The organism is Halorubrum sp. BV1, from assembly GCF_000746205.1.
In the GTDB taxonomy this organism is placed as follows: domain Archaea; phylum Halobacteriota; class Halobacteria; order Halobacteriales; family Haloferacaceae; genus Halorubrum.
In genome coordinates, this window is record NZ_JQKV01000002.1 from 550,608 (window position 1) to 570,999 (window position 20,392).

22 protein-coding genes are annotated in these 20,392 nt (G+C 68.8%); 12 read left to right on the forward strand and 10 right to left on the reverse strand.

The window, feature by feature from the left end:
* Positions 1–58 precede the first annotated feature (58 nt).
* The 5 genes from EP28_RS07385 to EP28_RS07405 all read right to left on the reverse strand — a co-directional run bounded on the left by EP28_RS07385 (position 59) and on the right by EP28_RS07405 (position 4,293).
* Positions 59–1,201, reverse strand: a complete 1,143-nt coding sequence (locus EP28_RS07385) for an ATP-NAD kinase family protein (RefSeq protein ID WP_049983346.1) — start codon at positions 1,199–1,201, stop codon at positions 59–61.
* A 306-nt stretch (positions 1,202–1,507) separates the two neighbouring features.
* Complete coding sequence (locus tag EP28_RS07390; RefSeq protein WP_049983347.1) at positions 1,508–2,200, reverse strand: competence/damage-inducible protein A; 693 nt, start codon at positions 2,198–2,200, stop codon at positions 1,508–1,510.
* Between the two features lie 94 nt (positions 2,201–2,294).
* Positions 2,295–3,059: a DUF5803 family protein gene (locus EP28_RS07395; protein WP_049983348.1), complete on the reverse strand. Its 765-nt coding sequence runs from the start codon at positions 3,057–3,059 to the stop codon at positions 2,295–2,297.
* Positions 3,060–3,073: 14 nt separating this feature from the next.
* Complete coding sequence (locus tag EP28_RS07400) at positions 3,074–3,769, reverse strand: DUF2110 family protein (RefSeq protein ID WP_049983349.1); 696 nt, start codon at positions 3,767–3,769, stop codon at positions 3,074–3,076.
* The gene (locus EP28_RS07405) at positions 3,769–4,293 is read right to left on the reverse strand and encodes a transcription factor (protein WP_049983350.1); all 525 of its coding nucleotides are present in this window, start codon (positions 4,291–4,293) and stop codon (positions 3,769–3,771) included. The genes EP28_RS07400 and EP28_RS07405 overlap by 1 nt, the downstream gene beginning before the upstream one ends.
* Before the next feature lie 202 nt (positions 4,294–4,495).
* Between EP28_RS07405 and EP28_RS07410 the strand changes: the two genes are divergently transcribed.
* The gene (locus EP28_RS07410) at positions 4,496–5,473 is read left to right on the forward strand and encodes a hypothetical protein (RefSeq protein ID WP_049983351.1); all 978 of its coding nucleotides are present in this window, start codon (positions 4,496–4,498) and stop codon (positions 5,471–5,473) included.
* A gap of 15 nt (positions 5,474–5,488) precedes the next feature.
* Here EP28_RS07410 and EP28_RS07415 read toward each other — a convergent pair whose 3' ends face one another.
* Together EP28_RS07415 and EP28_RS07420 are read right to left on the reverse strand one after the other, a co-directional pair.
* Entirely contained in the window at positions 5,489–7,057 is a 1,569-nt protein-coding gene (locus EP28_RS07415; RefSeq protein ID WP_080506083.1) for a PAS domain-containing protein, read from the reverse strand.
* Between the two features lie 129 nt (positions 7,058–7,186).
* A complete protein-coding gene (locus EP28_RS07420; protein WP_049983633.1) occupies positions 7,187–7,822 on the reverse strand; it encodes a tRNA (cytidine(56)-2'-O)-methyltransferase in 636 nt (211 codons plus the stop codon).
* Positions 7,823–8,028: 206 nt separating this feature from the next.
* On the opposite strand from EP28_RS07420, the gene EP28_RS07425 reads away from it, so the two are divergent.
* Positions 8,029–9,120: a phosphoribosylaminoimidazolesuccinocarboxamide synthase gene (locus EP28_RS07425; RefSeq protein WP_049983352.1), complete on the forward strand. Its 1,092-nt coding sequence runs from the start codon at positions 8,029–8,031 to the stop codon at positions 9,118–9,120.
* Between the two features lie 19 nt (positions 9,121–9,139).
* Here the strand turns inward: EP28_RS07425 and EP28_RS07430 are convergent, their stop codons facing one another.
* Complete coding sequence (locus EP28_RS07430) at positions 9,140–11,857, reverse strand: AAA domain-containing protein (RefSeq protein ID WP_049983634.1); 2,718 nt, start codon at positions 11,855–11,857, stop codon at positions 9,140–9,142.
* A gap of 155 nt (positions 11,858–12,012) precedes the next feature.
* Between EP28_RS07430 and EP28_RS07435 the strand changes: the two genes are divergently transcribed.
* Complete coding sequence (locus EP28_RS07435; RefSeq protein WP_049983353.1) at positions 12,013–12,363, forward strand: hypothetical protein; 351 nt, start codon at positions 12,013–12,015, stop codon at positions 12,361–12,363.
* Between the two features lie 57 nt (positions 12,364–12,420).
* Here EP28_RS07435 and EP28_RS07440 read toward each other — a convergent pair whose 3' ends face one another.
* Entirely contained in the window at positions 12,421–13,332 is a 912-nt protein-coding gene (locus EP28_RS07440) for a 1,4-dihydroxy-2-naphthoyl-CoA synthase (RefSeq protein ID WP_049983354.1), read from the reverse strand.
* A gap of 227 nt (positions 13,333–13,559) precedes the next feature.
* On the opposite strand from EP28_RS07440, the gene EP28_RS07445 reads away from it, so the two are divergent.
* Genes EP28_RS07445 through EP28_RS07455 form a run of 3 tightly spaced genes read left to right on the forward strand, consistent with a single transcriptional unit; the run spans position 13,560 to position 16,260 of the window.
* A complete protein-coding gene (locus EP28_RS07445; RefSeq protein WP_049983355.1) occupies positions 13,560–14,585 on the forward strand; it encodes an ABC transporter substrate-binding protein in 1,026 nt (341 codons plus the stop codon).
* Positions 14,585–15,412: an ABC transporter permease gene (locus tag EP28_RS07450; protein WP_049983356.1), complete on the forward strand. Its 828-nt coding sequence runs from the start codon at positions 14,585–14,587 to the stop codon at positions 15,410–15,412. The genes EP28_RS07445 and EP28_RS07450 overlap by 1 nt, the downstream gene beginning before the upstream one ends.
* Entirely contained in the window at positions 15,400–16,260 is an 861-nt protein-coding gene (locus tag EP28_RS07455; RefSeq protein ID WP_049983357.1) for an ABC transporter ATP-binding protein, read from the forward strand. The genes EP28_RS07450 and EP28_RS07455 overlap by 13 nt, the downstream gene beginning before the upstream one ends.
* A gap of 65 nt (positions 16,261–16,325) precedes the next feature.
* Here the strand turns inward: EP28_RS07455 and EP28_RS07460 are convergent, their stop codons facing one another.
* The gene (locus EP28_RS07460) at positions 16,326–16,508 is read right to left on the reverse strand and encodes a hypothetical protein (RefSeq protein ID WP_049983358.1); all 183 of its coding nucleotides are present in this window, start codon (positions 16,506–16,508) and stop codon (positions 16,326–16,328) included.
* A gap of 127 nt (positions 16,509–16,635) precedes the next feature.
* Between EP28_RS07460 and EP28_RS07465 the strand changes: the two genes are divergently transcribed.
* The 6 genes from EP28_RS07465 (at position 16,636) to EP28_RS14550 (ending at position 20,392) form a co-directional block, all read left to right on the forward strand.
* Positions 16,636–17,532: a universal stress protein gene (locus EP28_RS07465; protein ID WP_080506096.1), complete on the forward strand. Its 897-nt coding sequence runs from the start codon at positions 16,636–16,638 to the stop codon at positions 17,530–17,532.
* A gap of 188 nt (positions 17,533–17,720) precedes the next feature.
* Entirely contained in the window at positions 17,721–18,119 is a 399-nt protein-coding gene (locus EP28_RS07470; protein WP_049983359.1) for a helix-turn-helix domain-containing protein, read from the forward strand.
* Positions 18,120–18,213: 94 nt separating this feature from the next.
* Positions 18,214–18,642 carry a desampylase gene (locus tag EP28_RS07475; protein WP_049983360.1) on the forward strand — a complete coding sequence of 143 codons (429 nt, stop codon included), beginning with the start codon at positions 18,214–18,216 and terminating at the stop codon, positions 18,640–18,642.
* Positions 18,643–19,206: 564 nt separating this feature from the next.
* The gene (locus EP28_RS07485) at positions 19,207–19,506 is read left to right on the forward strand and encodes a sulfurtransferase TusA family protein (protein WP_049983362.1); all 300 of its coding nucleotides are present in this window, start codon (positions 19,207–19,209) and stop codon (positions 19,504–19,506) included.
* A 2-nt stretch (positions 19,507–19,508) separates the two neighbouring features.
* Entirely contained in the window at positions 19,509–19,844 is a 336-nt protein-coding gene (locus EP28_RS07490; RefSeq protein WP_049983363.1) for a rhodanese-like domain-containing protein, read from the forward strand.
* A 371-nt stretch (positions 19,845–20,215) separates the two neighbouring features.
* Positions 20,216–20,392: a hypothetical protein gene (locus EP28_RS14550; protein WP_230455270.1), complete on the forward strand. Its 177-nt coding sequence runs from the start codon at positions 20,216–20,218 to the stop codon at positions 20,390–20,392.

Consider the following 20,392-nt stretch of genomic DNA (forward strand, 5'->3'; position numbering starts at 1 on the left):
ACGTCGATCACGATCCACGGTGGGTTAAACGAACAGGTTCGCGCGTCTCGTGGACGCCTCAGGCGATCTTCATCATCCGCGTCTCGAACTTCCCGACCCGAACCCGGACCCACCCGGCCAGCGCGGCGTCGAGGTCCGGGTCGTCGGTGTCGACGCGGAGCGCGCGCACGTCGTCGAGCTTCGACCGAGAGGCGACGATCTGCACCTCACAGCGCTCGATGACGGCTGGCGACAGCTGTGGGTTTCCTCGTCCGAAGACGAACCCCTGCCCGCCGATCGGCGAGACCACGATCACGTTCTCCTCGCCGAGCGCGGCGAGGATCTCGGACTCGGTTGCATCGCGGGCGACGACGTCGCCGTCGCGCCACACGTCGACGCCGATCGGCGACGGCTCGAACCCCAGCTCGGCTTTGATCGCGCCGACGGTCGACCCCGGTCCGAGCACGAAGGTGACGCCCTCGCCGTCGCGCGTCCGGATGTCGTCGGCGACGCCCTCGGCCAGCGACTCGACGGTCCCGCTCGCGGTCTGTTTCGACGACTGGAGGTCGTCGGCGACGGGGACGGACGCGACCGCCCGCAGCTCCGGGTGGACCTCGCCCTCGCGGTAGGCGTCCTCGTCGATGTCCATCACCTCGCGGCGCTCCGTCCGCGAAAACGTCGCCGCGACCTCCGCGGCGTCCTCCGGCGAGACCGCGAACACCGACGAGTACACCTTCACCCCGGCCGGGACACCGAGTATCGGCACATCGGTCCCCTCCAGTGCGGTCGCCACGTCCGTCGCGGTGCCGTCGCCGCCGACGAAGACGACGAGGTCGACGGGCGCGTCGCCCGCGTCTTCGTCGGCGGTGTCGGTGCCGGGTCCGGTCTCGCGTTCGAGGCCGGCGAACGCCCGCACGACGCGAGCCGTGTGGTCCGCGCTCGTCTCGGTCGGCTCCGGGGCGTCGCACTCGAACGGATCCACGACGCGCACGGGGTCGAAGCCGGCCTCGCGGACCAACCGCTCTCCCATCGGGTCGGCCGCGGTCGAAACGCGCGCCTCGGGGGCAACCTCGGCCAACCGCGTCAGCGCCCGCCGTGCGCGGTCCGGCGCGCGCGGCGTCGCCCCGCGCTCGACCGCCTCGGCGACCTTCCCGTCGGTGCCTTTGAGCCCGACGCGACCGCCCATCCCGGCGATCGGGTTCATCACGAATCCGACGTGCATATCCGACACTTCGCCGGCGAGAACTTAAACGAGGCGCGTCGGCCGGGGCGTCTCCACCGGGTCGCAGTCGGGGCGCGACGGACGAAGATCAATACTTAAGACGCCCCCAGAACAACCCCGATCCATGCTACTCGAAGCCGCCGTGACCGAACCGCTGCCGATCGACGCGACCGCGACCGCCGTGCTCGTCGCGAGTCTCGTCGTCACCGCCGCGTGGCTCGTGTACCTCTTCCGGTAGGCCGCCGGCGACGCCCGCGCGAAGCAGGTATCGCGCTCCGCGTCCGACCGATCGCGGCCGCCTCCCCCTCACGCCGAGTCGACCAGCGTCGACCGCGTCCGGATCCACTCGGCGGCGCGCTCGGCCTCGTCCGCGTTCGCGGCCGTGATCTTCACGCGCACGCTCTCGCCGGGATACGACCCGACGCTCACGTCGAACTGCGCTTCGAGCGCCGCGAACCGCTCCAACAGCGCGCTCTCCGGTTCGTCGACGTCGACGACGGTCGTGTGCGTCGGCGTCCCCTCGAACTCGTCGGCGACGGACTCGAACATCGCCTTCATCTCCCGGGGAACGCCCGGAAGCACGTACACGGACTCGACGACCGCGCCGGGCGCGACGCCCGCCTCGTTTTCGAGCGGCCGACAATCGGCGGGGAGGTGCGTCGTCTCCGCCGCGAGGTCGTCGGCGCTGTATCCCTCTTCGGCGAGCCACCCGGCAGCCCGGTCGTTCGCCTCCAGATCGCGGCCGAAGGCGGCCGCGACGGCGTCCATCGTCACGTCGTCGTGGGTCGGTCCGAGGCCGCCGGTGACGATCACGGCGTCGTACTCGGCGTGATACTCGTTGACGACTCTCGCGATCTCGCCGACCTCGTCCGGGACGACGGTCACGCGGCGGACCCGCACCCCGCGGGCGTCGAGCCGGTCACAGAGCCACGTCGCGTTCGTGTTCTCGGTGTCGCCGACGAGGAGCTCGTCCCCGACGGTGACGATTGCAGCGTTCATACCCGCACAAGGCGGGCGGGATAGAAAAGGACGCGGCCGGCGAGGGCCACCACGGGAGGCGGCGGCCGGTGCAGTCGGCGCTCGCGGTGACGCGTTACTCGTCGTCCTCGTACACGCCGAGTCCCATCTCCCGCCGTCGCTCGCGGAGGGCTTCGAGCTGTCGGCGGAAGTAGACCGTCCCGACGATCGCGGCGAGGATCGCGACGGCGAGGATGACGCCGAAGACGAGAAGATCTGTCTCGCGGTACGACTGCACAACGACGGAGCCGCTCGTCACGTCCTCCCAGACGATGCGGTCGCGGTCGCCGACCGTCTCGACGTCGTACCCCCGGGGAGAGACGTGGCCGACGACCGGGAACTCGGTGCTGAACCCGGGCGGCAGCGTCACGGCGTACGACCCCTCGACGTAGGTGAGCGTGGTGAACCGCCGCGGCGACCCAGTCGCCGAAAACGCCACCTGTCCGTCGGCCAGCCCGTCACCGAACCGGATCCACGTCTCGTCCGGCGTCCGCTCGACCTCGCCACCGCGGGCGCGGAACTCGGTGCCGTTCAGCACCTCGCCGTCGGTCGTCCGATAGCGGAACGCCTCGAACTCCAGCGGCTGGTCGCCCGCGTACGGCGTCTGGCGGTACAGGCGCAGCTCCTCCACGCCGGAGACGTCGTAGACGGCCGTGTACTGCGTTCCCGTCGAGAGGGTAAACGCGGCGTCACGGTCCGTCGCGAAGTCGTACTCGCGCGGCGGATCGGAATCGAGGGTCGCGTTCGCGACGTCGCCGCCGTCGTTGACGTAGGTGAGACAGCCGGCGCTGACGGCGAGGAGCGCGACGACGGCGACCGCGAGGGCGAAGCGTCGGTTCACGGGGTCAGATCACCTCAGACGACACACCGCATCTCCGCCGGGAGGTACGAGCCGATCGCGGCCAACAGTCCCGGCGGGTCCGTGTTCTCGGTACAGACGATGCTCTGTTCTAAGAGGCCGAGCCGCTCGACCGTGACGATGTCTTGGGCGTGGCCCGCGCGGTTCACCGTCGCGCGCACCTCGCCGCGGGTCGCCGAATTGACGTTCACGCGACCGTTCTCACGCTGCCAGTCGTACAGCCGATCGCGCTCGCTGTCGGCGAGGCGGCTCGGATCCGCGTCCGCGTCGCCCGCGTCCCCGCCGTAGACGAACGTCATGGGAAGGTGCTGGACCAGCCCGAACCGCTCGACGACCTGCTCCGGCGATCCGACCCCGAGGCCGAGCCCGTCGGCGGGAACGAGCACGTCCTCGCCCGCGTCGAGCACGAACCCGTCGTCGTCCCACGATTCGAGGGTCCCGACGTACGTCTCGCCGGGGACGAGGCCGGCGTCGTGTGCGACGATTTCGCCCCACGTCTCCGCGAGGACGTTGCGGGCGACCTCGGCGTCGTCGCCGGTCACGTCGACCTGCACGAAGCCGTCGTCGCGGACGCCGACCTGCCAGTCGACGTGGAGGTCTCCGACATCGTTCGCCACGAGCGAGCCCATGCCGTCGAGCGCGCGGTCGCGGGCGTCACCCTCCACGTAACACTTGGTTGCGAGGACGACCATCAGCCGGTCACATCCACGTTGAGTTCCTCGCGGAGCTCCTCGAGACGCCGACTCATCGCCTCGCGGAGCCGGTCGTTGTCCATCGATTCGAGCGGGGAACCGCACTCCGGACACTCGAAGCCGAAGTCCATCGCCTCGCCGAACTCGAACCGAATCGAACACACCTCACAGAGGTAGAACTCGTGGGTGCGCTCGTACTCTTCGCGCTCTTCTAGGGCGTCGAGCAGCCGGTACATCTCCTCTTGGAGGTTCTCCGGGATGTTGTCGTAGTGGAACGTCCACAGGTACGTGAGCCAGCCGGAGTCCTCGTCGCGCACCCGACGGTAGGTCGCGAGGTCGTTCTCGTACAGGATGAAAAGCGCGCGGCGGACGTCGTTGAGTTCGAGCCCCAACTCCTCGGCCAACTCCTCATCGGTGACCTCGCCATCGGGCGGCGCGGCCGCGACCGGCATCCCCGTCGGCCCCACCAACTCGTGGAGGTACTTTTGGATGACGGGGTCGTTCAGTAGATCCTCAAAAGCCATTACGGCGAACTGGTGGCGGAACGGGATTAAAACCTCCGAAAGCCCCACGATCCGCCGGCGAGACCGTCCTCGCAGTCCCGCGGTCTCGGGCGGCACGCCTCCGATTCACGGTCGTCGACGCGGCGGGATCTGACCGATACGGGCCGAGATACCCCGACGGCTCCGGCAAAGCTTTAGGTCGGCTGTGTCACCATTCATGCGTATGGCTCCGGGCGACGACGGAACGGGCGACCGACGCGGCCGCCGGGCGGTCGGCGCGCTCGCGTACCTCTCCGTCCCCGTGGTGCTCGTCGCGCTGCCGCTCGTCCCGCTCGCCGCCGTGCTCGGACCCGGCGGCCTCGGTCTGGCCGGACCGGGTGCCGCCGGCGGGCTCCTCGCGGCCGTCGTCGTCGGCCTCGGCGGGTCCGCGCTCGGCGGCCCGCTCCTCGTCGACCGCTGGATCGCGGGACTCCCGGAGGCGGACCTCGACGACCGCCCCGCGAACTTCGTCGCCGACCGGGTGTCGACGCTCGCAGACGATGTCGGAGTCGACGCCCCGGCGGTCACCGTCGTCCGGGCCGAGGCCGCGAACGTCGCCGTCACGGACGGCTACCGCGGCTCTCGGCTCGTCGTCTCCACGCGGCTGCTCTCGCTGCCGGAGGCCGACCGCGACGCGGCGCTCAGGCACGCGCTCGTTCGGCTCCGGACCCGCGATCCCCTGGTCGTCACCGCCGTCCTCCCCGCCGTGGCCGTCGTCGAGACGGTCGCGCTGCTCGCGACGCTCCTCGTCGGCCGCCGCGGCGAACGGACGGCCGGCGACCGCCGAGTCAACCGGATCCACGGGTACGAACCCGACCGCGATCGAGTTCCGGCGTGGGCGTACACGGTTGCCGGCGTGCTGTGCTGGGCGCTGCTCTCTCCCGCGTGGGTCCCCGCCGCCGTCGGCGACAGACTCACCGTTGCGGGCGGACGCCGCGACGCGGACGCCGCGGTGGCACGCGGCGGGGGAGACGAGCGGACCGGACTCGGGAACGCCGTCGCCTTCGCCAGCGACGCCGCGGGCGCGGCCGACTGGCCGCCGCTCCTCGATCGGCTCTCGTTCGTCTCGATGGCCGACGGCGAGACTGGCCGCGTTCGAGGAACGAGTCGACAGGAAGCCCGGATCAGGCTCGCCCGGCTCCGCTCGAAGCGGGCGCTCTGACCGAAGCCGCTCCGTTCAGGGGTGTGCGGGGACCTCGAGCCGGAGCAGCGTCCCCGTCTCCCCCGTGGTCACCGTGAACTTCCCGCCCGCCCGAGTCACGACCCAGTACATCAGCCAGATCCCGAGCCGGTCGGCGTGAGTGAGCGAGGTCTCCCCCCGTTCGAGGACCTGCGTCTCGTGGTCCGGAATCCCCGGGCCGTCGTCTTCGATCTCGACCCGGATCCAGCCCCGCGACAGCCGCTCGACGCGTATCGCCACCCACGGCGACGGCGTGTCGTTGTGTTTGACGGCGTTCACCGCGCCCTCCTCGATCGCGGTGAACAGGCCGACGACGGTCACAGTGATCGGGTCGTCGTCGGGCAACGACACCTCGATCGCCACCTCGGGGTAGCGGCTGTGAATTCGGTTCCGGAGTTCGATCAGCCGCTCGTGTAACGCAACCTGCGTCGGGTCGGTATCCGCGAGGGTCTCGTCTATCTTCTGTACCGCGCGAGCGATCCCCATCAGGTCGGCCGAAGTCTCAGTGATGACGTCGAGAGAGCGGCGGTGTGACTCGTCGTCGATGTCCGCCCGCAGGAGGTCGGCGTACCCCTCGATGAGGTTCATCTTGTTCCGGAGGTTGTGATTTAACACGCGGCCCATCACCTCCAGGCGGCGCTCCCGGATCTTCCGATCCGTAATGTCCGACTGAAACCCCACGTAGTGTGTCACCGTCCCCGTCTCGTCGCGGATCGGCGAAACGGTGAGCCGGTTCCAGAACTTCTGGTCGTTCGCGCGGTAGTTCAGGATGTCGACGGCGATCGGTCGCTCGGCGTCTATCGCCCGCCGCAGCCTCGCGCGCGTCTCGTCTGCGGTGTCGTCGCCCTGCAGGAACCGGCAGTCTTTTCCGAGCATCTCCGGGCCGTAGCCGGTGAGCGACTCGAACCCCTCGTTGCAGTACACGAGCGGGTTCTCTCCCTCTTCCGTCGCCAGCGCGAGGGTGATGCCGATCGGCGACTCGTCCATCGCCTGCTCTTTCAGCCGAAGGTCGTTGACGGTCTCTGCGAGCCGACGAGAGGTGGTCCGTCGCTGTATCAGGTTGTCGATCCGCGCGACGAGCATGCGCCGTTTCACCGGGAGTTCGATCACGTCGTCAACGCGGTTCCACGCGTCGGCCGGGGCGGTGCCGGACCGCTCGCTCACGACGAGCGCGAACGGCACGAAGACGGAACCGGCGGCCGCCCGCTTCGTCGAGATCGCGTCGGCGACGCGGTCGAAGGCCGCCTCGTCGAGCACGCAGCAGTCGAACGCGCGGTCGAGCGCTTCAGTGTCCGCCGCGGTCGCGGTGTCGACGCGGTACCGCCCGTCGAGCGCGTCGGCGACGAGGTCGCGGTCACGGCCGGGACACATGAGCAACAGGACGCGCGTGGGGTCGGCTGCGGGCGCTGAGCGGTCGCGATCGCCGGTCGCCGCGCGCGAGCGGATGCCCCGGGAACGGGAGGCCGCATCGGCGTTCGTCGACCGGTCGGTTTCGGGCTCCGTGTCGGCGTGCGCCGCTCTATCGGTGTCGTGTGAGTCACTCGACACCTCCGAGTCGGAGCCCATCTCTCTTTATTAGTGAATCTACGGTCACTAAGAGTTGTGCATTAGTATGACACTCTCGCGGTAATGTGAAAACATGACCGCCGGACGCGGATGGATGACGCGGCCTTCGACCGCGAGGAGGGCGTGCGGTCACTCGACAGTGCGGGCGTCGTCCGAGTCGTCCAGACCGTCAGATCCGCCGTCGCCGCGTTCGGCGTCGGTCTCGGTCGCGTCGACCACCGTCTTCCCGGTCGCTTCGGGGAGGACTCGGCGGTCTGCGCCGGTCCACTCGCGCTCCAGTTCCGCCCCTTCGAACAGCCTGTCGAGGAAGACGGCGAGCCCGGCGACCTCGGAGTGCGGCTGATTCGTCACGCCCACGTTGTAGTCCGCGCGCTCGTAGAGCGCCCACGGGACCTTCTCGCCCCCGACGACGACGAGGAGGTCCCGCGGCGCCCCCGCCTCTCCCGCAGCGCCGAGTCCGACCGCCTCGCGGACCTCACGTTCAACGTCTTGGACGCGCTCGCCGTACATGGTGAGGTGGACGACGACCCCCTCGAAGTCGCGGACGATCGCCGTCTGGTCTGCGCGGAGTTCGACGTCGAACGGTCCGCCGAACCGGTCCGTGATGTCTCGCACCGTCTCCGCCGACTGCCCGGCGTTGTCCGGGAAGACGACCCGGTCCGCGCCGAGCGCCCGGGCTGTGAGCCCCACATGCGTCGTCATGCGGTCGTCGCGTCCCGGCCGGTGGCCGTACCGGAGGACGACGACCTCGCGCGCCTCGTGCATACCGGAGCGTGCGCGGCGACGGGTGTGGTCCTTTCGATGCGGTCGCGCCGGGGGCGCGGTGTCGCGAGCGGCGTCGATGAGGCGATCGCAGACGCGCACGAATCTCTCGCGAGTAGATGCATGGTCGTGGATCGTTCGGTGAATCGACATCCAGAGGTGACCACGTAAATGAAAGATTCATGGGGGAGGCGGTCGCCGGGTGACGTATGACGAGCGTCAAGGAGTTCCGCGTCGACGAGTCCGCGACCGCCGACGCCACCGGGCGAGGCCGGTTCGTCTTCACGGACGCGTACTCGGTGTTCGACTGGGGGCAGATGCCCGACGCGATTCCGCACAAGGGAGCGAGCCTCTGTACGATGGGCGCGTGCAACTTCGAACTGCTGGAAGACGACGGGATCGAGACGCACTACCGAGGGGTCGTCGACCCGGACGGAGCCGGGGGATCCGAGGGCGTCCCGGACGGCGACGGAGACGCCGAGCCGGCGGCCGTCCCGCTCGCGGAGGCGACCGCGCCGCCGACGCAGATGGCGATTGAACTGACGCAGGTTCCGGACCTCCCCTACGAGGGGCCGCAGGCGGGCTACGACTACGACGCCTTCCACGCGGCCGGCGGCGACAACTACCTCGTCCCGCTCGAAGTGGTGTTCCGGAACCGCGTCCCGGTCGGCTCCAGCCTCCGGACGCGAACGGAGCCGAGCGAGTTCGGACTCGACGCGCTCGCGGGCCCGGACGGCGAGTGGCCGGACGAACCCGTCGACCTGCCGAAGCCCGTGGTGGAGTTCTCGACGAAGTACGAGGAGCAGGACCGCTACCTGACCCGGGCGGAGGCCGACCGGATCGCCGGCGCGGCCGATATCGAGGCGCTGGAGTCGCTCGCGCGCGACGTGAACCGCGTCGTCACCGAGCGCGCCGAGGCGGCCGGCTTCGTCCACGAGGACGGGAAAATCGAGTGTCTGTACGCCGACGGAGCGCTCCGCGTCGCGGACGTGGTCGGCACGTTCGACGAGAACCGCTTCTCGTACGACGGACGGGGGGTCTCGAAGGAGGTCGTCCGCCAGTGGTACAAGGCGAACGATCCCGAATGGGTCGCCGCTGTAAAAGAGGCGAAAGCCGCGATCGCGGACCGAGACATCGACGACTGGCGCGAGATCTGCGAGGAGTCGCCCGACCCGCTTCCCGCCGAGGTCGTCGACGCGGTCTCGACGATGTACGCGGCCGGAACGAACGCCTACACGGAGACGGCGTGGTTCGACGTCCCAGACGTCGAGGCGGCGCTCGCGGCGGTCGACGGGCTGTAGGTCGACCCGCGCGCCCGCCTCACCGCCGCGCCCAGTCGAGCAGCCGGGCGTAGAAGGGGTCCGAGGCGAGCGCGTCCGCGTCGCCGACGATCGTGAGCTGTTTTTTCGCGCGGGTGAGCGCGACGTTCACCCGGCGGTGGTCCTCGAAGATCGGCCCATCGAGGCCGCCGCTCGCGACGAGCGAGAGGACAATGACTTCCTTCGAGGAGCCCTGAAACCGGTCGACGGTGTCGACGGTGACCGCGGTCCGGCGGCCGATCTCCGCGACCTGCGCGCGGAACGGCGCGATCACGCCGATGTCGTCCGGGTCGACGCCGGCGGCGACGTAGGCGTCGACGATCCCCGCGACGCGTTCGGCCTCCCGGACGTTCCGGTTGCCGTCGCGCTCGCCGTCGGGATCGACGAAGCTCACGCCGCCGGTCAGCTCCGGAGCGAGCGCGTCGGGGTCGACGCCGAGGTCCGCGAGCGTCTGTGCGGCCACCTCGGGCGTCGCCGGACGGAGCGCGCCGTCGTAGAACTCAGTGGAGGCGAACGCCTGGATGCGCTGGCTCATCCGGTACTGGCGGGTGAGCATGACGCTCGCGTCGGGATACGTCTCGATGAGGCGCTCGAAAAGCGAGGTCTGCAGGTCGTTCTCCGCGCGGACGACCGGCGGGAGCTGTTCGTGGTCGCCCACGAGGACAAACCGGTCGGCGAGGGTGATCGCGGCGTGCGTGCCGGGCTCCGTAAGCTGTGAGGCCTCGTCGACGACGGCCACGTCGAACTCGCACTCGCGCACGACGCGGGAGCCGCAGGTCGCGGTGGTGGCGGCGACGACGGGCGCGTCACGCAGCTCGGCCGCCGTCTCGTTCGGATCGCCGCGCTGGACCAGCCGGACGTCCTGCATGTCGCCGCGGACGCCGGTCTTCGTGCCTACTCTGCACACCTCGTCGAATCCCTGATCGCGGAGCGCTTCGAGGGCGTTGTCGACCGCCCGGTTGGTGAACGCCGCGAGCAGCACGCGGTTCCCCGCCGCGACCAGCGCGCGGATCGTGCGGGCGATGGTGTACGTCTTCCCGGTGCCGGGCGGCCCGTGGATCAGCGCCAGATCCTCGGCGTCGACCGCGAGCGCGACCGCCTCGTTCTGGGCGTCGTTGTTGTCGATGTAGGCGTCCGGCGCGTCCGGGTCGGCGGTACCGGGGCGGCCCGGGGGGCGCGCTTCGGGGCCGCGGAACGCGGGATCGCGCCGGCCGAAGATCACGTCCTTGCGCCGCTCGGTCCCCTTCAAGACCGCGTCGTGGAGCGCGGTGAGCGAGCGGTCGACGGAGATTTCGGAGGGGTACACGTCGAGCCGCCGGAGGTCGACCGGCTCGTCGGTCTCGACTGTTATCTCGTCGCCCAGTTCGACGATCCGGCCGAGTTCGGCGTGGCCGGCCACGGGGTCGCCGTCGCTCGCGAGCGCCACGTCGCCCTCGCGGAGCTTCGAGACGGCGTCGTCAGGCTTCCGGGCGCGCAGCGCCCACCGGGCGTCGTCGATCTCAGTCTGCGAGACGGGGTCGAGGTCGATCAGCGCGCGGTCGTCCGCGGCCCGCTCTTCGGGGGATTGCTCCCAGAGCTTCCGGTACTCGGCGTGGGTCTCGCGGCGCTCCTCTTCGAGCGCTGTGTAGAAGCGGTCGAAGTAGTCGCGCTCCTCGTCGGGCACGGGCGTGCCGATCTGGCCGGCCTTCGACTCCTGATCGAGGCGGCCGGAGACGACCATGCAGGCGTCCTGTTCGAAGCAGTAACTGCAGTTCGCGTCCGCCTCGTAGCCCGTCGGGACCGTGGGCCGCTCGCCGGGGTCGTTGAGCGCGCGCCACTCCATCGCGGCGAGCGCGTTCCGCTCGCGGACGACGAACTCCAGGAACCCGCGCCCGACCGTGAACTCCTTCGCCGGCGCGAGGTCGCCGCTCTCCTCGCTGCGCTCTAAGGCGGTGTTTTTCGTGTACAGCAGGGTACCGATGTCGGGGTCGACGCCGCGCTCCTCCAGCATGAGCGCGTAACAGGCCGCCTGGACCTTATCGTGGAACCGCGGCTCTCGGTTGGTGTTTTTCCCGGTCTTCAGCTCGACCGGGGTCCCGCGTCGGAGCGCGTCGGCCCGTCCCTTCAACCCGAACGTCGGCGAGATGAGCGTGAACTCCGACCGCCACGTGTCCTCGTCGCCGAGAGTTCCCTGCGCGAGCCACCCCTCGATCGCGGCGGCGTTCCGGCGCACCTCGTCTTCGACCTCCGCGGGCTCGTACCCCAGCAGGCCGAGTTCGAGACCGGCCTCGGCGACGCGCTCCGTCACCGAGTCGTCGAGGTCCATTCCGCGAAGCAGGTCGCCGAACACCTCGTGGACGATCGTCCCCTTGACGACCGGGTAGTTGAGCGGGATCCCGGAGAGCTTGTTTAAGTAATACATGCGGGGGCACTGTACCCACGAGCGGATCCCGGTCACGTCGACGAGGAAGTCGGGTTCGAGCACGACCCACGAATCGCCCGTCGTCGCGTAGCCCGTCTCGCCGCCGAAGTCGTCCTCCTCGGCGTCGGTGACGAGAAGCTCCATCCCCGTCTCGGCGTGCTCGGCCGTCTCCGTCCACTTTCCCCACAGCGTCACGTCGACCGGGTCGCCCGCGCCGCGGTCGGGCCGGATCCGAACCTCGCGGAGGTCGCGCTCGCCGTACGACGTCGACACCGCCCGCGCCTCGCCGACGGAGCAGATCGGTCCCCGAACGTTCACGGGCGACATCTGCGGCGGCACCGAAAAACGCTGTCGGTGGGGGCGACCCCGTCACGCGCTGGCGGCCCCGTTACGCGCGGCGACCCTATCACACGCGGCGACCCGGAACGATCCTGTCGCGGACGGTTTATGGCTCCGGACGCGAATAGTCGCTCGTGGTCGACGCCCGAATCGGACGCTACGGTCGGCTCGCCGTCGCCGGAGCGGTGGTCCTGCTCGCGGTGCTTTCGGCGGCGAGCGGCTCCGCCCGCCTCGGTACGCAGGGAGCCGCCGCGGCCGGCGACGTAGTCGTCAGTCTCTACATCGCCGCGCTCGTGGTCTGGGGCGTCGTCGCCGAGGGGTTCCGGACCGACCGGTTCCGTGTCCTCGTGTCCCTCGGGCTCGTACTGTGGGGGGTCGTCGACGTCGCGGTCGGCGCGGCGACCGCCCGCTCGGTCGCCCTCCTCGTGATCGGTACGGCGCTTCTCGCTCGCGTCGGGTATCGACGCATTGCGGGCGACGGGTGACGGGAGTGCGGGGTGCGGCTGGTGACGCGGCGTGCGAGCGTCAGCGGCGGAGTGTGCTCAGTAGTGCCACGGGTACTCGCGGAACGCGGGCTCGCGCTTTTCGAGGAAGGCATCGCGACCCTCTTGGGCCTCTTCGGTCATGTACGCCAGCCGAGTCGCCTCGCCGGCGAACACCTGCTGGCCGACCATCCCGTCGTCGGTCATGTTGAACGCGTACTTCAGCATGCGCATCGCGGTCGGCGACTTCGTCGTCATCTCGTCGGCCCACTCGAGCGCCACGCTCTCGAGGTCTTCGTGGGGAACAGCCTCGTTCACCATGCCCATCTCTGCGGCCTCCTCGGCCGAGTAAGTCTTGCCGCGGAAAAACACCTCTCTAGCCTTCTTCTGGCCGATCTGCTTCGCGAGATACGCCGAGCCGAACCCGCCGTCGAAGGAGGCCACGTCGGGGTCCGTCTGGAGGAACTTCCCGTGCTCGTCGCTGGCGAGCGTGAGATCACAGACAACGTGGAGCGAGTGACCGCCGCCGACCGCCCAGCCTGGAACGACGGCGACCACGGGCTTCGGCATGAACCGTATCAGTCGCTGGACCTCCAGGATGTGAAGCCGACCGGCGCGCGCTTCGCGGACGAGCGGGTCGTCCTCCGCGCCGGCCTCGTCGTCGTCGCGGTACTCGTAGCCCGAGCCGCCCCGCACCGACTGGTCGCCGCCCGAACAGAACGCCCAGCCCCCGTCCGACTCGGAGGGGCCGTTGCCGGTGAGGAGCACGCAGCCGACGTCGGCCTGCTTGCGGGCGTGGTCGAGCGCGGCGTACAGCTCGTCGACGGTGCCGGGACGGAAGGCGTTGCGGACCTCGGGGCGGTCGAAAGCGATCCGGACGGCAGGCACGTCGACACCCCGGTGATAGGTGATGTCGTCGAACTCGTCCGTGACCGGTTCCCACGCGTCGGGGTCGAATATCTCCGAGACCATATCGTCCCGTGGGGTGCCGGGCTCATAAACGACGGCGAGTCGGCGGTTACCCGCCGCCGCACCAGCAAGTATTGCACGGATCGGCGACGCGCCCCCGATGACGAAGGGTCTGAAAACGCCTATTGGAGCGTCTCACCGGGGGCTATCGCCGAGATACCCGCGTCACTGGAATACGCGGTCGTTGCTGGTGGCGAGAGGGTGTTCCCTGCGGGGTCCACACAAGAGGTATGTACGAACACGCGTCTGCCTCCCGCCGGTCCGTTCTCGCGGCCGCGGGCGGGGCGGCGACCGTCGGCGTCGCCGGCTGTCTTGGCGGCGGTGGCGGCGGTGGCGTAGACGAGCTGACGGTCGCGCACATGCCGATCTATCCCGACCTCCAGTGGTACGTGATGGAAGGCGAGGGGTACGTCTCCGAGATCGACGCCGACGTCACGGGCGAGGAGTTCACCGACGGGCCGGCGATCGTGCAGGCGTTCGGCAGCGGCGAGATCGACGTCGCGATGTTCGGTATCGTGCCCGCGATGATCGTCATCGACCGCGGCATCCCGGCGCAGGTGACCGCGGCGAACATCCGCGAACCGATGGGGATCATGGCCGAGTCGTCGTTCCACGAGACGTTCGAGTCGGAGGGAGCGGACGCCTTCGCGACGTGGCGCGAGGAGCGGGGCCGCCCGTTCCGTTTCGGCACGTTCCCGCAGGGGAGCGTCCCCGACGTGTTGCTTCGTTACTGGCTACAGGAGACAGGAGTCGACCCGGCGACGAACGACGCCGTCGAGATCATCGAGATCAACGGCGCGAGCGCGGTCTGGCAGGCGATCGCCAACGACGAGATCGACGGTACCTCGATCATGGAACCCGTGCCGACGATCGCGGAGGCGGAGGGGTCGTCCGTCACGATGCTTCGGACTGCGGCTGAGATCCTCCCCGGCCAGCCCGCGGCCGTCACGCTGATGAGCGACGCGGTCCGCGACTCGCCCGTCGCCGCGCAGTTCCTCGAACAACATGTGCGCGCGACCGAGTTCATCGACGAGAATCCCGACGCGACCGCTCAGCACGTCGAGGCGGGAATCGGGATGCCCGCGGACCGGGCGCGACGCGCGCTCGACTCGCCGCTGTCGAACTTCATCTCCGACCCCGCGGCGATCACCGACGCGACGCAGGTGTTCTCCGAGTTCGCGGCCGAAAACGGGCAGATAGACGAACAGCTCTCGACGGACCAGATATTCGACCTCGACGTCTACGACTCGCTCTGATGGCGACTGACACCGGCGGACGGTTCGACGAGGCGGCCGGCGACGTGAGCGGCGCGACCGGGCTCCGCGCGGACCTCGGACTCGGCGACACTCGGCGGCTCCGACGCGGCGTTGGGGGCGTCGTCGGGTTCGTCGTCGTCTGGCACCTCGTGTCTCTCACGACGTCGCCGATCGTGTTGCCGTCGCCGGCCGCGGTCGCGGAGGCGTTCGTAGTCGAACTCGCCTCCGGGACGATGACCGCGGCGCTGGTTTCGAGCGTCCGCCACTGGATTCCGGGAACGGTCGTCGGCACGGGACTCGGCGTGGGAGCCGGCGTCGCATTCGGCTGGAGCCGCGTCCTCGACGACGTGACGGCTCCGCTGGTGCGCGCGCTCAGGCCCGTGCCGCCGCTCGCGCTTATCGGGTTCGCGATAGCGTGGTTCGGACTCAACCACGCGGGTGCCGCCTTCATCATCGCCGTGGGCGCGTTCTGGATCAACTTCTACGCGGCCTACGGTGCCGTCGAGGGCGTCTCTGAAGACCTCCTCGACGTGGGACGAACGCTCGGGGTTCGCGGCGACCTCGACATGATCCGGTCCGTCGTCCTCCCCGCCTCGCTCCCGGGGATCACGACCGGGATCCGGACGGGGCTCGGTCGCTGTTGGATGCTCGTCGTCGCCGCGGAGATATTCGGCGTTCCGGGCATCGGACGCGAGATACTCCGGGCGAGCAACAACCTGCTCGTCGACACGTCCATCGCGTACATCCTCGTATTGAGTCTGATGTACCTCGTCGTCGACGTGGCGTTCCGCGCGGCCCAGAGACGGGTGTTAGCATGGCAGGCGTGAACGGCGACGGCGTGCCGACCGACGGCGTCGGAGGGGCGGAAAACGGCGGCGCGACCGCGGCGACGGAAAACCGCGGCGCGACCGACGAAGGGGTCGCGATCGATCGCGTCGGCAAGACGTACGGCGGCTCCGGCTCCAGCTCTGGCGAGACCGCAGTCCGCGCGCTCGACGACGTCTCCTTCGGCGTCGAGCGCGGGGAGTTCGTCTGTCTCGTCGGCCCCTCCGGGTGTGGCAAGACGACGCTGTTCCGGATCATCGCCGGGCTCGTCGAGGCCACCGACGGGACGGTCCGGCTCGGCGGCACGCCCGTCACGGGACCGACCACCGACATGGGCGTGGTCTTTCAGGAGTACCACCTCTTCCCGTGGCTCACGGTCGAAGAGAACGTCAGGTTCGGCCTCGACCGCACCGACCAACCCGAGGCCGACAGGGACGCTCGGGTGACGGCGATGCTCGAACTCGTCGGTCTCGACGAGTTCCGCGACGCCTACCCGAAGTCGCTGTCGGGCGGCATGAAACAGCGCGTCGCCATCGCGCGGGCGCTCGCCGTCGACCCGGCGCTTCTGCTGATGGACGAGCCGTTCGGCGCGGTCGACGCACAGACCAGAGAGATGCTCCAGCGCGAACTCCTCGACGTGTGGCGGTCGACCGGGAAGACCGTGCTCTTCGTCACTCACGACGTTGCAGAGGCGGTGACGCTCGCCGATCGGATCGTGGTGATGGCGGCCGACCCGGGCCACGTTCGTGAGGTCGTCGACGTCGACGTCGACCGTCCTCGCGAACGCGACGATCCGGCCTTCGGCGAACACGTCGCCCGCGTCCGCGACCTGATCGGTGCCGGCGAGTAGCCCGATCGAGGCGGGACGTGACCGTCTGTTCTCCTCGTCCGCGGTCGGGCCGTCGCGTGTCTCTTTCAGCCGCTGTCGCTGTCGCCGTCGCTGTCCTCGTCCATCGCTCGGTCCAGTTCGTCCATCCGGGCCCGGATCACGGACAGCGTCGCGTCGGCGTCGGCGTATCCCTGCTCGTAGTCGTCCAGCGCGGACCCGGCCTCGGTGAGGAACTGCTCGATCGCCGCCTCGATCGGTTCGTCGCTCATGGCACGGCAGTTCGGCCCGGGGGTGGTTATATCTCCCGACCGGGGGGTTTATTATCACACCATGAGTATTGTACAGTATGAGAATTACTGACCGGGCGACGACAGCCAGGACTCGGGGGTGTCGGCGATGACGGGAGACGGAGCGAGCGCCGGTGCCTCGGCGTTCGACGGACCGGCGACACGCGGGAAGTCGGCGGTGCTCGCGACGGACCTTTCGACGGCCAGCGAGTCGATGATCGAGTCCGAGACGGGGCTGAACTGTCTCGCTCGGATCGGCGTCGACCGGATCCACCTCGTCACGGTCGTTCCCTCGAACGTGCACTCGGGGATGCCGGGAATGAAGTTCCAAGAACGGCGGAAGAACGCGCTCCAGCGCTATCAGTCGCGGGTCGAAGACGCGGGATTCACCGTCGAGACGCACGTCGTCCGAGGGACGCCACACCGGCGGATAAACGGGATCGCCGACTCGGTCGCCGCCGACCTGATCCTGGTGGGGTCACGGGGGAAGAGCCCGCTCGAAAACCGCGTCATCGGATCGACGGCGCGGAACCTCGCGCGGACGGCCGTCGTTCCGCTGCTCGTCGATCGGATCGAGCGCGGGGTCGACGATCCCGACACGATCCGGCGGCACCTGTTCGAGCGGACGCTGTTCGCCACCGACTTCTCCGAGAACGCCGAGCGCGCGTTTCGGGCGTTCGAGTACCTCCGGCACGCGACCGCCGAAGTGACGCTCGTGCACGTCGAGTCGCCGAAAGACGACGCCGGTGAGGACCCCGAATCACAGCTGTCAGAGCTGGCGACACGACTCGACGAGTGGGACATCGACACCCGAACCGAGGTCAGGCGCGGCGACCCGGCCGACGAGATACTCGCCGCCGAAGAAACGCACGACCCGAGTACCCTCCTCCTCGGATCGCGCGGGCAGAGCCGTCTCCGGCGGCTGCTTCTCGGCAGCGTCTCAGAGGAGGTGGTCGCGCGAGCAACCGGGAACGTGTTCCTCGTTCCGCCGCCGCGGTCCGCGTAGCGTCTCCCCCGCGGCGCATGCGATCGTCGATCCGCGTTGACGCGGTCTCCGATCAACGTTGACGCGGTCTCCCATCAGCGTCGATCCGGTCTCCCGTGTGCCGGACACACCGGTTATCAGAACGCAGCACAATTGTATTATTCACACACAAGCCTTTTACGCGCGTACGCCGTACTCATGGTAAGACAATGCCAGACTCTCTGTCCGAACAGCTCCAGAGCGACATGCGGTGTGAGGGGCTCTTGGAGTGTTTTCACGGGCTCAAACCGCTCGACCGAGAATGTTTCTCCGTGCTCGTCGAGAACGATGACCCCATGACCATCGACGCCGTCGCTGAGGCGGTCGACCGCGAGCGCTCGACCGCCTACCGCTCGGTCCAGCGGCTCTTACAGACCGGCTTCATCACCAAAGAGCAGATCAACTACGATCAGGGCGGCTACTACCACGTCTACTCGCCGACCGATCCCGAGAAGATCACGAACGAGATGCAGCGGATGCTCAACGACTGGTACGCGAAGATGGGCCAGCTCATCCGCGAGTTCGAAGAGAAGTACGACCAGGCCGAGCCGCCGCAGGCGTCGAGCTAGCGGCGGCCCGGACAACGCCTGCCGCTATCGCGGACGCGACACACCCTTTGCCGGCCGGGACGGACTTATTGAGCGGACGCCCCTCGCCTCGTGCATGATCGAACTCTCGCGTGGGGTCTACGACGACATCGTATATCACGCGTACAGCGGTGGAGCAGCCGAGATCTGCGGCATGCTCGCCGGCACACGCGGCGACGGCGACGAGCCGAGCGTCGTCACCGAGACCTACGAGGCGGAGAACGTCGCGGAGACGCCGGAGATACGGTACCTCATCGACCCCGAAGAGCAGCTCGAGCTGATCGAAGCGGTCGAAGCCGACGGCCACGATCTGGTCGGCTTCTACCACTCGCATCCGACGGGGCCGACGCACCCGAGCGAGACGGACGCGGCGCGGGCGACGTGGCCCGACCGCTCGTACGTCATCTGTGCGCTCGACGGTTACCCGTTCGTCGGCTCGTGGCGCTGGCGCGGCGACGATGAGGGGTTCGACCAGGAGATGGTCGCGGTGCGGGGCGAGCGGTAACGCGGAAACGGGTACGCCGGCTGGGTATCTCTCACCGAGCCGCTGCCCACTATACCAAGGGGCAGTCGCTCAGAACGACGTGAGCGACGCTTCGGCTGCCCCTTTGTGTCTCTCCCTGCACAGCACCGCAACCGCACCTCACGCCTCCCCAACCTCGTCGCTGACGGCAGCAGCCGCCAGCGACTCCCTCGTGCGGTGCCATTCGCGGCCACCCTCGGCGGCCGCTCACGGGCACGCGCCACCGCAATGGTTTACTTACGAACTGTCGCCGCTGACACTCTCGTTTCGTAGATGTGATATCACTCTCACCGATCGCGTGGGGAAACGCGGAAACGTCGAACGGTCCGAGCGTCGGGGCGCAGTCGCTCGCTTCGATCTCGGGGTCGGAGTCGTCGACGACGTACTCGCTCAGACGTCCCGTAGGTCACAGCCTGATGAGAATCCGACGGAAACGGCGGCCTCGGGAGTCGTCACGGGCGACGTCGGTCGGATCGACCGTCAGATATACGGGAGAACTCTGCCGGTCACGTAACCCGTTAACCGGCGAGCGGCCTATCGGAGCCCATGAGCCACCCCTCGTGGGACGACGTCGTCGAGACGCCGGACGAACTCGACGACGAGACGGCAGAGGCACTGCTCGAAGGAGCGACGGAGGTACAGGACCTGACCGGCGAGGCGTGTCCGTATCCGCAGGTCGAGGCGGAGAAAGCCGTCGCCGGGCTCTCTCCGGCCGACGTGCTCGTCCAGAAGACGGACTGCGTTCCGAACAGCGAGAACGTTTCGAAGGCGGTCAGCGACGACGCCACAGCGACGGTGTGGAAGTCGGGCGACGGTCGCTGCCGGAGCCTCCTGCGGAAGAACTGATCATGGTTGAGGAACTCACCCCCGACGAAGTCAACGAGCGCGTCCAGGCGGGCGATATCCGCGTCATCGACACGCGCTCGCCCGAGCAGTACGAGCGGGGCCACATCCCCGGCGCGATCAACGTTCCGCTTGGCGATCTCCCGTCGCGCATCTCCGACATCGACTGGGACGACACGGACGTGGTCTGTGCCTGCCCCGTCGGGCAGTCGTCGAAGCAGGCCGCGATGCTGATTCAGAGCTACGAGGGCGTCGAAGCGGACGTGCTCGTCGCGAGCATGGCCGGCGGGTACGAGGAGTGGGAGTTCGAGTTGGAGACTGGACCGGCCGCCGACGCGTGAGCGGCTCGCGGTGACGACCCCGCGCCGGCCTGCGATGGCACCGTGACCGTTCGGTGGCGACGTTGAGACTCCCCGGCTCAGGTATCCGTCTCGGCCGTTTCTGCTCAGCAGTTCACAGCTGGTTGCTCAGTCACCACGGTATTTCACGCGTGATTTGGATTCGACGGTTGAACGCCAACCGTTTTGCCCGCTACCTACCTCAATTGAAGTGTCTCGGTCGACGAGCACGTCGCACCGGCCGTGTGTACAGATAGTAACGCATGCCACTCGCTCAACTCCTCGAACAATACGTCAGCCTAGGCATCTTCGTCCTCGCTTCGGGGCTCAGTGTCCTCAGCTTCCTCGCATGGCGGCGAGAACGTGCTCGTCGTATGTGGATCGTTACGCTCGGGTACGCGATGTTCGCAGTCTACGGGCTCATCGTGTTTCTCGAGTATCCGCTGCTCCCGTATGTCCCGTACGCGACACTCGAACTGGTCGAACACGGGAGTGCAATCCTGATACTCGGTGGCCTCATGGCGTTTTTCGTCGCTTTGACCCGGGACTGA

Coding starts and splice junctions, on each gene's coding strand:
- EP28_RS07490 (WP_049983363.1), top strand. CDS start 19,509: ATGGTTGAGGAACTCACCCCCGACGAAGTCAACGAGCGCGTCCAGGCG.
- EP28_RS07425 (WP_049983352.1), top strand. CDS start 8,029: ATGACGAGCGTCAAGGAGTTCCGCGTCGACGAGTCCGCGACCGCCGAC.
- EP28_RS07475 (WP_049983360.1), top strand. CDS start 18,214: ATGATCGAACTCTCGCGTGGGGTCTACGACGACATCGTATATCACGCG.
- EP28_RS07465 (WP_080506096.1), top strand. CDS start 16,636: ATGACGGGAGACGGAGCGAGCGCCGGTGCCTCGGCGTTCGACGGACCG.
- EP28_RS07385 (WP_049983346.1), bottom strand. CDS start 1,201: ATGCACGTCGGATTCGTGATGAACCCGATCGCCGGGATGGGCGGTCGC.
- EP28_RS07400 (WP_049983349.1), bottom strand. CDS start 3,769: ATGGTCGTCCTCGCAACCAAGTGTTACGTGGAGGGTGACGCCCGCGAC.
- EP28_RS07440 (WP_049983354.1), bottom strand. CDS start 13,332: ATGGTCTCGGAGATATTCGACCCCGACGCGTGGGAACCGGTCACGGAC.
- EP28_RS14550 (WP_230455270.1), top strand. CDS start 20,216: ATGTGGATCGTTACGCTCGGGTACGCGATGTTCGCAGTCTACGGGCTC.
- EP28_RS07445 (WP_049983355.1), top strand. CDS start 13,560: ATGTACGAACACGCGTCTGCCTCCCGCCGGTCCGTTCTCGCGGCCGCG.
- EP28_RS07455 (WP_049983357.1), top strand. CDS start 15,400: ATGGCAGGCGTGAACGGCGACGGCGTGCCGACCGACGGCGTCGGAGGG.
- EP28_RS07405 (WP_049983350.1), bottom strand. CDS start 4,293: ATGGCTTTTGAGGATCTACTGAACGACCCCGTCATCCAAAAGTACCTC.
- EP28_RS07485 (WP_049983362.1), top strand. CDS start 19,207: ATGAGCCACCCCTCGTGGGACGACGTCGTCGAGACGCCGGACGAACTC.
- EP28_RS07410 (WP_049983351.1), top strand. CDS start 4,496: ATGGCTCCGGGCGACGACGGAACGGGCGACCGACGCGGCCGCCGGGCG.
- EP28_RS07460 (WP_049983358.1), bottom strand. CDS start 16,508: ATGAGCGACGAACCGATCGAGGCGGCGATCGAGCAGTTCCTCACCGAG.
- EP28_RS07450 (WP_049983356.1), top strand. CDS start 14,585: ATGGCGACTGACACCGGCGGACGGTTCGACGAGGCGGCCGGCGACGTG.
- EP28_RS07415 (WP_080506083.1), bottom strand. CDS start 7,057: ATGGGCTCCGACTCGGAGGTGTCGAGTGACTCACACGACACCGATAGA.
- EP28_RS07420 (WP_049983633.1), bottom strand. CDS start 7,822: ATGCACGAGGCGCGCGAGGTCGTCGTCCTCCGGTACGGCCACCGGCCG.
- EP28_RS07390 (WP_049983347.1), bottom strand. CDS start 2,200: ATGAACGCTGCAATCGTCACCGTCGGGGACGAGCTCCTCGTCGGCGAC.
- EP28_RS07470 (WP_049983359.1), top strand. CDS start 17,721: ATGCCAGACTCTCTGTCCGAACAGCTCCAGAGCGACATGCGGTGTGAG.